Raw genomic sequence first — 14,373 nt, 5'->3', positions numbered from 1 at the left:
ACCCTGGTGACGTGATCCGCACCGCCCTCCGACCGGCCTGGCTGGCGCTGCTCGCGCTGCTCCTGGTCGTCGTGGTGGTCTTCTACCAGCTCGGGATGTGGCAGCTCGGGGTGAGCTCGAGCGCCGCCTCGCGGGAGTTCGCCGCCGAGCAGGCGGCCCGGCCGACGGTGCCCCTGTCGGAGGCCGTGCGCCCCCAGACCACGTTCCCCGAGGACGGGGCGGGACGCTCGGTCCTGGTGTCCGGCAGCTACCTGCCCGAGGAGCAGTTCCTCGTGCCCCGGCGGCTGCTGGAGGGCGAGGAGGGCTACTGGGTCGTGACCCCGGTGCAGGTCGCGGACACCGGGGCGCTGCTGCCGGTCGTGCGGGGGTTCGTCACGGAGCCCGCCCAGGCGGACCGGCCGGAGCAGACCCCCGTCGAGCTCACCGGGACGCTGGCCCCGGGGGAGGCCCCGGGCCCCGGGGGCCTGCCCGAGGGGCAGCGCGGCTCCATCGACACCGCCGAGCTCGTCAACGACTGGGACGCGCCGATCTACGACGCCTTCGTGTTCCTCGTGGAGGAGCGGCCCGACCTCACCGCCGCGGCGGTGCGCCGGGTGCCCCCGCCGACCTTCGGGGAGTCAGGGGTGGTCTGGCGCAACGTCGGCTACGGCCTCCAGTGGTTCGTCTTCGCCGGCTTCGCCGTCTACATGTACCTCCGTTTCCTGCATGACGCGTCCCGCCGGCGGCCGTCGCCGCCCGACGCCTCACCCGCACCCTCGACCCCTGCCCCGCCCGTGAAGGAGCTCCGTCCATGACCCCCCGCGCCAAGCTGCTGTTCTTCCGCGTGATGGCCTTCGTCGTCGGTGTGGGACTGCTCCTGCTGGTCCTGCACATGGTGCTGCGCTACGGCTTCGGCAACCACGCCCTGGCCTGGTGGCCCTCCCCGCACGGGTGGGTCTACATGGTCTACCTCGTGGCGACCGCGCTGCTGGGCTTCCAGCTGCGCTGGGGCCTGGGCCGGATGGTGGGCGTGATGCTGGCCGGATGCGTGCCCTTCCTGTCCTTCTACGTGGAGCACCGCGTCGCCCGGCAGGCCCTCGCGCAGATCGAGGGTGACGAGGCCGCGGGGGCCGCCGCCGGTAGGGTGACGGCGTGACCTCGGCCCCCTCTCTGGACGCCCGCCCGGTACTCGTCGTCGACTTCGGCGCGCAGTACGCCCAGCTCATCGCCCGACGGGTCCGCGAGGCGGACTGCTACAGCGAGATCGTGCCGCACACCATGCCGGTCGAGGAGATGCTCGCCCGGGACCCGGCGGCCATCATCCTCTCGGGCGGGCCCGCGTCGGTGTATGCCGACGGCGCCCCCGCGCTCGACCCCGCGGTGGTGACGGCCGGGGTCCCCGTGCTGGGCATCTGCTACGGGTTCCAGGCCATGGCCCAGGCCCTGGGCGGCACGGTGGAGCGCACCGGGCGCCGGGAGTACGGCCAGAGCGACGCCACCGTCGCCGGCCCTCCGAGCACGTTGTTCACCGACCAGCCCGAGCAGCAGGTCGTCTGGATGTCGCACGGCGACGCCGTGACGGCCCCACCCCAGGGGTGCGCGGTCACCGCACGGACCTCGGGGGCGCCGGTGGCGGCCTTCGAGGACGACGAGCGCCGGCTCTACGGCGTCCAGTGGCACCCCGAGGTCCTGCACTCGACCTACGGCCAGCAGGTCCTGCGCAACTTCCTCACCCGGGGCGCCGGGATCACGCCCTCCTGGACGAGCGAGAACGTCGCCGACCAGCTCGTCGAGCAGGTCCGGGCACAGATCGGGGCGGACCGCGTCATCTGCGGCCTCTCCGGCGGCGTCGACTCCTCGGTCGCCGCCGCCCTGGTCCAGCGGGCCGTGGGGGACCAGCTGACGTGCGTCTTCGTCGACCACGGGCTGCTGCGGGAGGGGGAGGCCGAGCAGGTCGAGACCGACTTCGTCGCCGCGACCGGGGTGGACCTCGTCGTCGTCGACGCCCGCCAGCGCTTCCTCGACGCCCTCGCCGGGGTCACCGACCCCGAGACCAAGCGCAAGATCATCGGCCGGCAGTTCATCCGGGTGTTCGAGCAGGCCGCCCGCGACGTGGTCCGGGCGCACCAGGGCGGCTCCCACGACGCAGGTGAGCACCCCGTGCGCTGGCTGGTGCAGGGCACGCTCTACCCCGACGTCGTCGAGTCCGGCGGCGGCACCGGTGCCGCCAACATCAAGAGCCACCACAACGTCGGCGGCCTGCCGGAGGACCTGCAGTTCTCCCTCGTGGAGCCGCTGCGCACCCTCTTCAAGGACGAGGTGCGCCAGGTCGGGCTGGAGCTGGGGGTGCCGGAGGGCATCGTCTGGCGCCAGCCGTTCCCCGGGCCCGGCCTCGGCATCCGCATCATCGGCGAGGTGACCGCCGACCGGCTCGCGATCCTGCGTCGCGCCGACGCCATCGCCCGGGAGGAGCTCACCGCCGCCGGCCTGGACCGGGAGATCTGGCAGTGCCCCGTGGTCCTGCTCGCGGACGTCCGCTCGGTCGGGGTCCAGGGCGACGGTCGCACCTACGGCCACCCCGTGGTGCTGCGGCCCGTGTCCTCCGAGGACGCCATGACGGCGGACTGGACCCGGCTGCCCTACGACGTGCTGGCGCGCATCTCCTCCCGGGTCACCAACGAGGTCGAGGAGATCAACCGGGTCACCCTGGACGTCACGAGCAAGCCGCCGGGGACGATCGAATGGGAGTGAGGACCAGCCTGGCCCTGGCGGCCGGCAAGGGGACGCGTGCCGTGTCCCGGCTCCGGGGCGGGGGGTCGGCGCTGCCCGGCCTCGTCACCGAGCGCCTCGACCCGGCCGTGCTGCGGCATACCCTCGGCGCGCTGCCGCAGGGCGTGGTCGTGGTGAGCGGCACCAACGGCAAGACGACGACCACCAAGATGCTCGTTGCCCTGCTGCGGGCGCACGGCCTGCGCGTCTTCACCAACCCCACCGGCTCCAACTTCACCCGCGGGGTCATCTCCTCCCTCCTGGCCGAGGTCGGCCTCTCCGGCCGCCTCGACGCGGACGTCGCGGTCGTGGAGCTGGACGAGGCGCACGCCCTGCACTTCAGCGCACAGGTGCCGCCGACCCACGCCCTGCTGCTCAACGTCGCGCGGGACCAGCTCGACCGGTTCGCCGAGATCGACCACACCGCGCGTCTGCTGACCACGCTGGCGGAGCAGACGACGGGCGGGGTCGTCCTCAACGCCGACGACTCCTTCGTCTCGAGGATCAGCGGCCACGTCGGCGAGGGGGTCCAGGTGCGGTGGTTCGGGGTGGACCCCAGCATCGCGGACCGGTTGCCCGAGCTGCAGGAGGCCGACGTCCGCTTCGAGGACGCGCAGGCGGCCCGGGAGCCGGGTCCCGGCGACGGGCTGCTGCTGCCGGAGGAGGACGGCCGCGCCTTCACCGTCCGGTTCGTCGGCGACCCGGACGCTGACGTCGGTCCGTTGACGCTGCGCCAGCGCGGCCTCGCCGCGATGATCAACGCCACCGCCGCCACGGCCACCGCCCGCCACCTGCTCGGGGGGTCCTTCTCCGCCCCGACCGCGGCCCGGGCGCTGGCGGCCGTCGCCCCGCCGTTCGGGCGGGGCGAGGTCATCGACGTCGACGGCGCACCCCTCGAGCTCGTCCTGGTCAAGAACCCGGCCGGGTTCACGGTGGCGCTCGGCACCTACGGCACCGAGCCGGTCGCGACGATGGTCGCGATCAACGACAACTACGCCGACGGGCGCGACGTTTCCTGGCTGTACGACGTGTCCTTCGACTCCCTCCGCGAGCGGGGGGTGGCCCTCACCTCGGGGGTCCGGGCGTGGGACATGGCGCTGCGGCTGCGCTACGACGGCGTCGAGGTGGGCCACGTGGAGCAGGACCTCGACCTCGGCCTGGACCGGTTCCTCACCGACCACCGGGGCCGGCCGATGCGCATCTTCTGCACCTACACCGCCATGATGCACCTGCGTCGCCGGCTGGCCGACCGGTTCGCCCTGGCCCGCTTCGGAGAGGACCCCGACGCATGAGCGAGGACAGGGGAGTGGCGCAGGCCCTGCCGGACGACGTGGCGGCGCTGGCCGACGTGCCCGCCGACAAGGGCGAGGTGCACGTCGTCCACCTCTACCCGCGCGAGATGAGCATCTACGGCGACCTCGGCAACACCCGCTGCCTGGCGGCCCGCCTGCGCTGGCACGGCTACCGCCCGGTCGTGCACGACCACCACCCCGGCGCGCCCTGGCCCGGGCGTGCCGACATCATCCTCGGCGGCGGTGGGCAGGACAGCGGCCAGGTCCGGGTGACCGAGGACCTGGCCCGGCACACGGACCGGCTGCGCGAGCTCGCCCTCGACGGGCTGCCCATGCTCATGATCTGCGGGATGTACCAGCTCTTCGGCGAGGCCTTCATCACCGTGGAGGGCCGGCGTCTCCCCGGCCTGGGCATCCTCGACGTCACCACCCGCGGCAACGCCACCCGGATGATCGGCCCGGTCGTGCTCGACACCGACTTCGGCTCGGTCGTCGGCTACGAGAACCACTCGGGGTCCACCGTGCTGGGGCAGGGCCAGCAGCCCTTCGGCCGGGTGAGGCACGGCAGCGGCAACAACGGGTCCGACGGCCACGAGGGTGCCCGGACCGCCAACGTCGTGGGGTCCTACCTGCACGGCCCGGTCCTGCCCGCCAACCCGGCGCTGGCGGACGGGCTCCTGGAGGTCGCCGCCCGCCGGGCCACCGGCGGGTGGGACCCCGCGGAGGTCGACGACACCGTGGCCGAGCGGGCCCACCAGGCTCAGGTGCGCAGGCTGCTCGGCTCCTGAGCCGCGAGTCCGGTGCCGCCGGTGCGCTGGGGGGAGAGCCACCACGCGGCGCCGGCGGCCACGCCGAAGGGCACGATGACCACGTGCGCGTAGATGGCGTAGAGCAGGGCCGTCGCGGACGCCGCGCCGGGATCGCCCCCGAGGAGCACGAGCAACCCTGCCGTGCCGACCTCGGTCACCCCCAGGCCCCCGGGGGTGACCGCCACGACGGTGAGGAACTGGCGGAACGTGTAGGCGCAGACCAGCTCGGCCAGCGGCAGGTCCAGGCCGACCACGCGCGCGGCATACCAGTAGAGCCCGAAGAGCAGCACGAACTGGCCGACCATCCCCAGCGTCATCGTCACCCCGCCGGTGCGCACGACCTCGGCCACCCGGCGCCGCTGGTCGGTCAGCAGCTGGTCCACCGGCGGGCGTCCGTCGCGCGCGGGCAGGACCCGGGCCAGCACCGGGCGCCCCAGGGCGGTCAGCACGTCCGCCACCCGGTCCGAGAGGACGACCAGGCTCGCGACCAGGACCAGGGCGGTGCCCGCGGCGACCGCCACCCACCCACCGCGGACCACCACGTCGGGGGCGTCGATGGGTCCGGCGACGAGGACCAGGCACCCGATGACCGGGAGCGCGACCCGGGCCAGGAGGTTCCAGAGCCCCACGACGGCGACGCTGGAGGACAGGGCCCTCCGGGTGAAGCCCCAGGTGCGCAGCATGAGGACCATGAGGCCTACCCCGAGCGCCCCGCCGAGGGGCAGCAGGTTGGCGGCGGTCGCGGAGACGGCGTTGACCTTGAGCGCCTGCACGTGCCCCAGGCCGGGCAACGACCCCATGAGCACCCAGGTGTAGCTGAACAGACCGCCGAGGAGCAGCCCGGCCATGACGACCGCGGTGCCCGGGCGGATGCGCCCCAGCTGGGCGCCGATCTGCGCCCACGAGGTGTCGAGGAAGTACGGCAGCCCGACGGCGATGAGCAGCACGGCCGCCGTGGTGCCCAGCACCGAGCCGGCGGCGTCCTTCCAGGTCAGCCGCCGCAGCGCGGGCTCCTGGCCCTCCACGCTCACGACGGTCCCCGGGGCATGCCCTTCATGCTGGCAGACTCCGCGTCCGGCGCCGGCTGCGACACGGCACGGGCTCCCCTCGCGGACAGCAGCCACCACAGGCCGGCCGCCGGCAGCACGAGCGGGATGAAGAGGTAGCCCTGCCCGTAGTGGCTCCACACCGTCTGGTCCGGGAACATCGAGGGGGCGAGGTAGCTCCAGGTCCCGACCGCCAGCACCCCGGCCAGCTCGACGGTCAGCGCCACCAGGCTCACCCACCACGCGGCGCGCCCGCGCAGCGAGAGGGAGACCAGCGCGACGACGTAGACGGCCGCGGCGACCGCCGACAGGGAGTAGGCGAGCGGCGCCTGCTCGAAGCGGGTGGAGATCTGGGCCGCCGAGCGGGAGACCGTCCCGATGACGAAGACGAGGTAGAGCGCCAGGATGACGCGACCCGGGCCGTGGCGACGGTCTCCCGCGTCGGCGACGACGCGGCTCACGCGAGCGTCCCCACGCCGTACCAGATCTGCGCGCTGCGCGCGGCCATGACCGCGACGGTGAAGGAGGCGACCGCGAGCACGAAGGTGCTCCACCGCGTGGGCTCCTGCTGGGCCCACACCAGCGCGAGGGCGGGAAGCATGAGGATCGTCACGAGGTAGGCCCAGAGCTCCCAGCCCGGCCCGACCGGGTCGCCACCGCCCAGCTGGCGCCCCAGGTAGCTCCCGCAGTAGGCGACCACCCCGGCCTGGAGCAGCAGGGTGAGCCCGACGGTCACCCTGCCGGGGGACCGTCCGTTCAGCCCGGCCACGAGGCAGGCGACGGCGATGGCCAGGCCTCCTACCAGCACGGCGAGGGTCGGGGGGTCGAGGTATGCCGAGGAGCCGGTCGTCACGGCAGGCACCGGCGGCGCGGTCGGCGGGGGGTCACGCCACCAGGGTAGGGCTCCCGGTTGTGGACGACCTGGGTGGGCACGTCGGTGCGGCTGCCTAGGATGGAGGACGATGAGCGGCCTCTTCGACCACCTCCCCTTCGACGACCCGGTCCCCTCGATGAGCGCGGCCGCGGCCAGCGGGCACGCGGACGACCACCGGGGCGGCGGGTCCGTCGACGACCGCGGCGTGCCCGCCTGGGCCGTGTCCGGCGATGCGCCGCCGGCCGCGCAGGGCGCCCCCCGGGGCCATGCGGGACCCTCCGTCGAGGAGCTGCTGGCGGGGCTCAACGAGCCCCAGGCGGAGGCGGTGCGCCACCACGGGAGCCCGCTGCTCATCGTGGCGGGGGCGGGCTCGGGCAAGACCCGGGTGCTCACCCACCGCATCGCCTACCTGCTGGCCGAGCGGCACGTCCACCCCGGCCAGATCCTGGCGATCACCTTCACCAACAAGGCCGCGGCCGAGATGCGCGAACGCGTCGAGGCGCTGGTGGGTCCGCGGGCCAAGGCGATGTGGGTCTCCACCTTCCACTCCGCCTGCGTGCGGATCCTGCGCCGGGAGGCCCAGACCGCGGGGCTGCGGAGCTCGTTCTCCATCTACGACGCGGCCGACAGCCAGCGCCTCATGGGGATGGTCATCCGCGACCTCGACCTGGACCCGAAGCGCTACCCGGCCCGGGCCTTCCTGGCCAAGGTCTCGAACGCCAAGAACGAGCTCGTCGACGAGGAGGCGTTCGCGGCCACCGTCGGCGCCAACAGCTACGAGGCCAAGGTGTCCGAGGCCTACACGATGTACCAGCGCCGGCTCCGGGCGGCCAACGCCCTGGACTTCGACGACATCATCTCCACCACCGTCCACCTGCTCCGGGCCTTCCCGGCGGTGCGCGAGCACTACCGTCGACGCTTCCGGCACGTCATGGTCGACGAGTACCAGGACACCAACCACGCCCAGTACGCCCTCGTCCGCGAGCTCGTCGGGTTCGCCGGGGACATCGTCGACGGCGGCAGCCGCGAGCTGCCGCCCGCCGAGCTGTGCGTCGTCGGTGACGCCGACCAGTCGATCTACGCCTTCCGTGGCGCGACCATCCGCAACATCGTCGAGTTCGAGCAGGACTACCCGCAGGCCCGCACCATCCTGCTCGAGCAGAACTACCGCTCGACCAGCACCATCCTCACCGCGGCCAACGCGGTCATCGCCCGCAACCCGCGGCGCCGCGACAAGCGGCTGTGGACCGACCAGGGGGAGGGGCACCGCATCGTCGGCTACGTCGCCGACAGCGAGCACGACGAGGCCTCCTTCGTGGCCCGCCGGATCGACGAGCTCGCCGACGAGCGGGGGGTCCGACCCGGTGACGTCGCGGTGTTCTACCGCACCAACGCCCAGTCCCGGGCCCTGGAGGAGGTGCTGGTCCGCACCGGGCTGCCCTACAAGGTCGTCGGGGGCACCCGCTTCTACGAGCGTCGGGAGATCAAGGACGCCCTGGCCTACCTGCGCGTCATCGCCAACCCCGCCGACGACGTCAACCTCCGGCGCATCCTCAACACCCCCAAGCGGGGCATCGGCGACCGTGCCGTGGCCGCCGTCACGGCGCTGGCCGAGCGCGAGCGCATCCCGTTCGTCGCCGCCCTGGGCCGGGCCGGGGACGCGCCGGGCATCGCCTCGCGCTCGGTCGCCGCGATCTCCGGCTTCACGGCGCTGCTCGAGGAGCTGGGCGACCTGGCGGCCGAGGACGGGTCGGGCATCGGTCGGCTGCTCGAGGCGATCCTGGACCGCACCGGATACCTCGCCGAGCTCCGCGCCAGCCACGACCCCCAGGACGAGACGCGGGTGGAGAACCTCACCGAGCTGGTGACCGTCGCGCGCGAGTTCGACGACAACTACCCGGAGGGAGGTCTCGTCGACTTCCTCGAGCAGGTCTCGCTCGTCGCCGACGCGGACGAGATCCCCGAGGAGGGCGGGGACGGGGCGGCCGGCCGGGGGGAGGACCAGGGCGTCGTCACGCTGATGACGCTGCACACCGCCAAGGGGCTGGAGTTCCCGGTGGTCTTCCTCACCGGGCTGGAGGACGGCACGTTCCCGCACCAGCGCAGCCTCGACGACCCCGACGAGCTCGAGGAGGAGCGGCGCCTGGCCTACGTCGGGATCACCCGGGCGCGGGAGCAGCTGCACCTCTCCCGGGCCGGGAGCCGGGCGGCCTTCGGCGCGCCGCAGTGGTTCCCCGCCTCCCGCTTCCTCGACGAGATCCCCGAGGACCTCGTCACCTGGGAGCGCACCGACGCCGACCGGATGAGCATGGGCGGTCGTCGGTCGGCCGCCGAGGGCATGGGGCTGAGCTGGTCCGGCGGGTATGCCGGGGGGCGCGCAGGGTCGACCGGTGGCCGTCCGGCGGCCGTGCGGCTCGACCCGCGGGGCAGTGCGCCGCGGCGTGACCGCACCCCGGAGCAGGAGACCGAGCTGGCCGGCCTGGCTGCGGGAGACAAGGTCAGCCACGACAGCTTCGGCATGGGCACGGTGGTGCTCGTGGAGGGCACCGGCAAGCACGCGATGGCGCACGTGGACTTCGGCGAGGCCGGTCTCAAGCGGCTCCTGGTGCGCGTGGCTCCGCTGGTCAAGCTCTGACAGGGGCTGCGATAGTCTGCCTCGCAGTGCCGCCGACGGCGCCCCTTGCGTGCGGTCGTGCGGTGATCACCGGCAGGCCGGAGATCCTCCGGCCCTCATCGACAGACGGGAACCGCAACTGTGGATCTGTTCGAGTACCAGGCACGTGACCTCTTCGAGAAGCACGGGGTGCCCGTGCTCGCCGCCGAGGTCGTCACCGAGGCGGCCGACGCCGGTCCGGCGGCCGAGCGCGTCGGCGCCGACAGCGGCGGCGTCGTGGTCGTCAAGGCCCAGGTCAAGGTCGGGGGGCGCGGCAAGGCCGGTGGCGTCAAGCTCGCCCGCAGCCCGCAGGAGGCCGTGGAGGCCGCCGAGCAGATCCTCGGCATGGACATCAAGGGCCATACCGTCGGTGCCGTGATGATCGCCCAGGGCGCCCGGATCGCGGAGGAGTACTACTTCTCCCTGCTCCTGGACCGGACCAACCGCTCGCTGCTCGCGATGTGCAGCAAGGAGGGCGGGGTGGACATCGAGACCCTCGCCGAGGAGCGGCCCGAGGCCCTGGCCCGGGTGTCCGTCGACGCCGGGACCGGCATCGACGACGCCACGGCGCGCACCATCCTCGAGCAGGCGGGCTTCGACACCGCCGACGTCGACGCCATCGCCCCGGCGCTCGTGCGCCTCTGGGACGTCTACAAGGGTGAGGACGCGACCCTCGTCGAGGTCAACCCGATGGTCAAGACCGAGGACGGCCAGGTGCTGGCCCTGGACGGCAAGGTCACCCTGGACGACAACGCCGACTTCCGGCACGAGGACCACGCGGCGCTCGCCGACACCGCGGCCGCCGACCCGCTCGAGGCCAAGGCCAAGGAGATGGGTCTCAACTACGTCAAGCTGGACGGCAACGTCGGGATCATCGGCAACGGTGCGGGGCTGGTCATGTCCACGCTCGACGTCGTCGCCTACGCCGGCGAGGACCACACCGGGGGGCGGGCGAAGCCGGCCAACTTCCTCGACATCGGTGGCGGCGCCTCGGCCGAGGTCATGTCCAACGGCCTCGACGTCATCCTGGGCGACGACCAGGTGAGGTCGGTCTTCGTCAACGTCTTCGGCGGGATCACCGCCTGCGACGCGGTCGCCACCGGGATCGTCTCGGCGCTGGAGATCCTCGGGGACGAGGCCACCAAGCCGCTCGTCGTCCGGCTCGACGGCAACAACGTCGAGGAGGGGCGCGCCATCCTCGCCCGGGCCGACCACCCGCTGGTGACCATCGAGGACACCATGGACGGCGCCGCCCGGCGGGCCGCCGAGCTGGCCGCGAACTGACCCCGACGACACGACATACCGAAGGAATCTAGAGACCACCATGGCGATCTTCCTCACCCACGACTCCCACGTCATCGTTCAGGGCATGACCGGCTCCGAGGGCATGAAGCACACCCAGCGCATGCTGCGCTCGGGCACCCAGGTCGTCGGCGGCGTCAACCCGCGCAAGGCCGGGCAGACGGTCGACTTCGAGGACGGCGTGCAGGTGCCGGTCTTCGGCTCCGTCGCCGAGGCGATGGAGGCGACCGGCGCCGACGTGTCCGTCCTCTTCGTGCCGCCCGCCTTCACCAAGGCCGCCGTCGTCGAGGCGGTGGACGCGGGCATGCCGCTGGCCGTCGTCATCACCGAGGGCGTGCCGGTGCAGGACACGGCCGAGTTCTTCGCCTACGCCCAGGCCAAGGGCACCACGCGCATCATCGGCCCCAACTGCCCCGGGCTCATCAGCCCCGAGCAGTCCAACGCCGGCATCATCCCCGCCGACATCACCGGCCCCGGCCGCATCGGTCTGGTGTCCAAGTCGGGCACCCTGACCTACCAGATGATGTACGAGCTGCGCGAGATCGGCTTCTCCACGGCCGTCGGCATCGGTGGTGACCCCATCATCGGCACCACCCACATCGACTGCCTGCAGGCCTTCCAGGACGACCCGGACACCGACGCGATCGTCATGATCGGGGAGATCGGCGGCGACGCCGAGGAGCGGGCGGCCGCCTACATCAAGGAGCACGTCACCAAGCCGGTCGTCGGCTACGTCGCCGGGTTCACCGCGCCCGAGGGCAAGACCATGGGCCACGCGGGCGCCATCGTCTCCGGCTCCTCCGGCACGGCCGCGGCCAAGAAGGAGGCCCTGGAGGCCGCCGGGGTCAAGGTCGGCAAGACCCCGTCCGAGACCGCCGAGCTCATGCGCGAGATCGTCGCGGGTCTGGGCTGAGACCCGCGGGGTGCCCGCCGGTCCGACCGTCCTGCCCACGTCGGACCGGCGCGCCTCCCGTCGCCGCTCCCTCCCGTCCCCGACCATGGTGGGGATGACTGTGGTGGAGCGGACGAGCGGCAGAAGGTCCCCGGAGGCGGCGCACGAGGGTGTGCCCGGGCGGGGGCCGGTCCTCACCGTCCGCCGGCTCGGCGAGTTCCTCGTCGCCGGCGTCGCCGGTGTCGTCTGCGTCCTGGTGGGGCTGCTCGTCGTGGTCCTCCCCACGGTGCTCGCCTGGGTCGTGGAGGAGCGCAGCACGGCCACGTTCTGGCAGACCGTCGGTGTGGGGGTGGACGTCTGGGCGCTCGCGCACCGCGCGAGCGTCGTCACCCCCGCGGCGGAGCTGGTCCTCGCGCCGCTCCTGCTCACCCTGCTCTTCCTCGGGCTCTGCTGGTATGCCGCCCGCCAGGTCGTCCTGAGCCGGCACCACCTCACGGCGCGGGTCCCGCGGATCGGCGGGTGGCGCACGGCGTGGAGCGCGCTGGGCGGCTCCGACGGCACGGCCTTCGTCATCGGCTACCTCGGCACCGGCCTGCTCGTGGCCCACACGGCGAGCTTCGGGCTGGCGCCGGTGCGGGTGCTCACGCTCGTCCCCGGTGCCGTCCTGGTGCCGCTGGTGGCCCTCGGGCTCGTCTGGCTGGGGGAGCACCGCCGGGAGCAGCACCCCACCGTCGGGGCCGGGCTGGCGTTCCTCGAGGCGCGCACCCCGGTGCTCGTGCGCCGCGCCCTCCCGCCGGTCGGCGAGGTGCTGGTCGGGCTCGTCACCGTCGCCCTGCTCCTCGTCCTGGGGCTGCTGGTGCTGCGGGGGGAGCGGATCGTCACCCTCTACGGCTCCCTGGACGCCGGGCTGGTCGGCACGTCGTTGCTGACCGTCGGGCAGCTCCTGGCGCTGCCCAACCTCATGGTGTGGGCCCTGGCCTGGATGACGGGGGCCGGGGTCACCGTCGGCACCGTGCACGTGGGGTGGACCGACACCACCGCGGGCGACCTGCCCATGCTGCCCGTCCTCGGGGCGCTGCCCGAGCCGGGGGCGATGCCGCCCGGGATGTGGGCGCTGGCGCTGGTCCCTCTCGTCGCCGGTGGCTGGCTCGGCTACCGCGCCGTCGGCTCGGCCTCCCGGCTGGCCTCCTGGTGGACCAAGGCGCAGATCATGCTGGCCTCCTGCGTGGCGGTCGCGGGCGTCGTCCTCGTGCTGTCCTGGCTGGCCACCGGCGGGCTCACCCCCGGTCTGCTGGGGACCGTCGGCGTCGAGCCGTGGCGGGTCTCCGGGATGCTGCTCCTCGAGCTGGCCGTGGGCGGGTCGGTGGTCGTCACCACGCTGCACCTGAGCCGGCGACGGCTGCGGAGCCGCCGGTGAGTCCGGCCGGGCGCCCGTGAGCGGGCTCCCTCGACCTCGCGTGCTGGCCCTGGTCTCCGGCAGCGGCACCCTCCTGGAGGCCGTGCTCGAGGCGTGCGCGGACCCCGCCTACGCCGTGGACGTGGTGGCCGTGGGGGCCGACCGGGACGGCATCGAGGGTCTGGAGCGCGCGCGTCGCCGCGGTCTGCCGACCTTCGTCGAGCCGGTGGCCGCCCACCCGGACCGGGCAGCCTGGGACGTCGCGCTGGCCGGACGGATCGGCGCCCACCACCCCGACCTCGTGCTCAGCGCGGGGTTCATGAGGATCCTCGGGCCCGCCGTGCTGGCGGAGCACCGTGTCGTCAACACCCACCCGGCGCTGCTGCCGTCGTTCCCGGGGGCGCACGCCGTCCGGGACGCCCTGGCCCACGGCGTCCGGGTCAGCGGGTGCACGCTGCACGAGGTGGACGCCGGGGTCGACACCGGCCCGATCCTCGACCAGCGGGCCGTCCCGGTGCTGGACGGGGACACCGAGGAGAGCCTGCACGAGCGGATCAAGGTCGCCGAGCGGGAGATGCTCGTCGCAGCCCTACCCCGGCTGGCGCGCGTGCACCCGCTCGATGACGCCTAACATCGTCCGCCGCGCCTCCACCACCTCCAGGCCGAGGGCGGCCAGGCGGGCCGCGGGGCGACGCCCGAGGTGCTCGCCGGCCAGCGGCACGGTGACCGCGTCCACCAGCGCCTGCGGCGCCCGCACCCACCAGCGGTCGGAGGCCACGTGGTCGGCCAGCAGCAGCGACCCGCCGGGTCGCAGCACGCGGACCATCTCCGCGAGCGCGACCCCGAGGTCGGGCACGCAGCAGAGGGTGAAGGTCGAGACGACCGTGTCCATCGAGCCCGTGCCCGCCGGCAGGGCACCGGCGTCGCCCAGCACGAAGGTCACCGGCAGGCCCAGCGCGGCCGCGCGCCGACGGGCCTGGACGAGCATGGGCGCGCTGCGCTCGAGGCACACGAGCTCGACGCCCGGCGGGTAGAAGGGCAGGTTGGCCCCGGTCCCCACCCCCACCTCGAGCACGCGTCCGTGGGCCCGGCCGGCCACCCAGGGACGGCTGGCCGCGAGGAGGCGGCGTTCCACGCCCGCCGACACCTCGTCGTACCGGTCGGCGAGCCGGTCCCAGTGCCGTGCGTGCCGGGCGTGCCGTGCGTCCACGCAGCGAACCTACCGGCCCCGGGGTCGGAGCGGGCGCGGGTAGACTGGCGGCACACGACTGGCGCGGGTGGGACACCACCGGGGAGTGCACGCGTGGGTATCGCCCGCCTGGGTGCCCGCACCGTCCGTCCGGCGCCTCCACCGGCTGCCG

Annotated in this window: 14 protein-coding genes and 1 riboswitch; of the genes, 10 read left to right on the top strand and 4 right to left on the bottom strand. The window is 73.7% G+C overall.

Translation table 11 applies throughout. The annotated features are described in order from the left end of the window. Positions 1 to 11: 11 nt before the first annotated feature. From FHD63_RS10565 to FHD63_RS10545, 5 genes are read left to right on the top strand one after another with little or no spacing between them, the layout of a single operon-like run. Positions 12 to 794 (top strand): SURF1 family protein, encoded by a 783-nt coding sequence (locus FHD63_RS10565; RefSeq protein ID WP_139722036.1) that lies wholly within the window; start codon positions 12 to 14, stop codon positions 792 to 794. Continuing rightward, positions 791 to 1,135, top strand: coding sequence for a DUF3817 domain-containing protein (locus FHD63_RS10560; protein ID WP_139722035.1), 345 nt, complete (start codon positions 791 to 793; stop codon positions 1,133 to 1,135). Before FHD63_RS10565 ends, FHD63_RS10560 begins: the two co-directional genes overlap by 4 nt. Continuing rightward, positions 1,132 to 2,730, top strand: coding sequence for a glutamine-hydrolyzing GMP synthase (guaA, locus tag FHD63_RS10555; protein ID WP_139722034.1), 1,599 nt, complete (start codon positions 1,132 to 1,134; stop codon positions 2,728 to 2,730). The genes FHD63_RS10560 and guaA overlap by 4 nt, the downstream gene beginning before the upstream one ends. Then, complete coding sequence (locus FHD63_RS10550; RefSeq protein WP_139722033.1) at positions 2,721 to 4,040, top strand: MurT ligase domain-containing protein; 1,320 nt, start codon at positions 2,721 to 2,723, stop codon at positions 4,038 to 4,040. Before guaA ends, FHD63_RS10550 begins: the two co-directional genes overlap by 10 nt. After that, entirely contained in the window at positions 4,037 to 4,828 is a 792-nt protein-coding gene (locus tag FHD63_RS10545) for a type 1 glutamine amidotransferase (protein WP_139722032.1), read from the top strand. Before FHD63_RS10550 ends, FHD63_RS10545 begins: the two co-directional genes overlap by 4 nt. Here FHD63_RS10545 and FHD63_RS10540 read toward each other — a convergent pair. From FHD63_RS10540 to FHD63_RS10530, 3 genes are read right to left on the bottom strand one after another with little or no spacing between them, the layout of a single operon-like run. Next, positions 4,801 to 5,880: a lysylphosphatidylglycerol synthase transmembrane domain-containing protein gene (locus FHD63_RS10540; RefSeq protein WP_158296755.1), complete on the bottom strand. Its 1,080-nt coding sequence runs from the start codon at positions 5,878 to 5,880 to the stop codon at positions 4,801 to 4,803. The genes FHD63_RS10545 and FHD63_RS10540 overlap by 28 nt on opposite strands. Further along, complete coding sequence (locus FHD63_RS10535) at positions 5,877 to 6,356, bottom strand: hypothetical protein (RefSeq protein ID WP_238705621.1); 480 nt, start codon at positions 6,354 to 6,356, stop codon at positions 5,877 to 5,879. Before FHD63_RS10535 ends, FHD63_RS10540 begins: the two co-directional genes overlap by 4 nt. Further along, positions 6,353 to 6,748, bottom strand: coding sequence for a hypothetical protein (locus FHD63_RS10530; RefSeq protein WP_139722030.1), 396 nt, complete (start codon positions 6,746 to 6,748; stop codon positions 6,353 to 6,355). The genes FHD63_RS10535 and FHD63_RS10530 overlap by 4 nt, the downstream gene beginning before the upstream one ends. A 109-nt stretch (positions 6,749 to 6,857) precedes the next feature. Here FHD63_RS10530 and pcrA point away from each other — a divergent pair, with 109 nt between their 5' ends. The 5 genes from pcrA to purN all read left to right on the top strand — a co-directional run bounded on the left by pcrA (position 6,858) and on the right by purN (position 13,643). Then, positions 6,858 to 9,404: a DNA helicase PcrA gene (gene pcrA / locus FHD63_RS10525; protein ID WP_139722029.1), complete on the top strand. Its 2,547-nt coding sequence runs from the start codon at positions 6,858 to 6,860 to the stop codon at positions 9,402 to 9,404. A gap of 120 nt (positions 9,405 to 9,524) precedes the next feature. Continuing rightward, positions 9,525 to 10,706, top strand: a complete 1,182-nt coding sequence (gene sucC, locus FHD63_RS10520) for an ADP-forming succinate--CoA ligase subunit beta (RefSeq protein WP_139722028.1) — start codon at positions 9,525 to 9,527, stop codon at positions 10,704 to 10,706. Between the two features lie 40 nt (positions 10,707 to 10,746). Next, complete coding sequence (sucD, locus tag FHD63_RS10515; protein ID WP_139722027.1) at positions 10,747 to 11,637, top strand: succinate--CoA ligase subunit alpha; 891 nt, start codon at positions 10,747 to 10,749, stop codon at positions 11,635 to 11,637. Between the two features lie 94 nt (positions 11,638 to 11,731). After that, positions 11,732 to 13,033 carry a cell division protein PerM gene (locus FHD63_RS10510; RefSeq protein ID WP_139722026.1) on the top strand — a complete coding sequence of 434 codons (1,302 nt, stop codon included), beginning with the start codon at positions 11,732 to 11,734 and terminating at the stop codon, positions 13,031 to 13,033. Between the two features lie 16 nt (positions 13,034 to 13,049). Then, the gene (gene purN / locus FHD63_RS10505; RefSeq protein ID WP_202978370.1) at positions 13,050 to 13,643 is read left to right on the top strand and encodes a phosphoribosylglycinamide formyltransferase; all 594 of its coding nucleotides are present in this window, start codon (positions 13,050 to 13,052) and stop codon (positions 13,641 to 13,643) included. Here the strand turns inward: purN and FHD63_RS10500 are convergent. Then, positions 13,602 to 14,222 (bottom strand): class I SAM-dependent methyltransferase, encoded by a 621-nt coding sequence (locus FHD63_RS10500; protein ID WP_139722025.1) that lies wholly within the window; start codon positions 14,220 to 14,222, stop codon positions 13,602 to 13,604. The two genes, purN and FHD63_RS10500, sit on opposite strands and share 42 nt — an antisense overlap. A 44-nt stretch (positions 14,223 to 14,266) precedes the next feature. Next, positions 14,267 to 14,343: riboswitch (ZMP/ZTP riboswitch) on the top strand. The last annotated feature ends 30 nt before the right edge of the window (positions 14,344 to 14,373 follow it).

It is taken from the genome of Serinicoccus chungangensis (assembly GCF_006337125.1).
Classification (GTDB): Bacteria; Actinomycetota; Actinomycetes; order Actinomycetales; family Dermatophilaceae; genus Ornithinicoccus; species Ornithinicoccus chungangensis.
Note: the sequence above shows the minus strand (reverse complement) of the source record. Positions and strands in the feature narration are given on the sequence as shown.

Excerpts from the sequence above, each read along its gene's own strand:
- FHD63_RS10560 (WP_139722035.1), top strand. The coding sequence starts at position 791 with ATGACCCCCCGCGCCAAGCTGCTGTTCTTCCGCGTGATGGCCTTCGTC.
- FHD63_RS10550 (WP_139722033.1), top strand. The coding sequence starts at position 2,721 with ATGGGAGTGAGGACCAGCCTGGCCCTGGCGGCCGGCAAGGGGACGCGT.
- FHD63_RS10545 (WP_139722032.1), top strand. The coding sequence starts at position 4,037 with ATGAGCGAGGACAGGGGAGTGGCGCAGGCCCTGCCGGACGACGTGGCG.
- pcrA (WP_139722029.1), top strand. The coding sequence starts at position 6,858 with ATGAGCGGCCTCTTCGACCACCTCCCCTTCGACGACCCGGTCCCCTCG.
- sucD (WP_139722027.1), top strand. The coding sequence starts at position 10,747 with ATGGCGATCTTCCTCACCCACGACTCCCACGTCATCGTTCAGGGCATG.
- FHD63_RS10510 (WP_139722026.1), top strand. The coding sequence starts at position 11,732 with ATGACTGTGGTGGAGCGGACGAGCGGCAGAAGGTCCCCGGAGGCGGCG.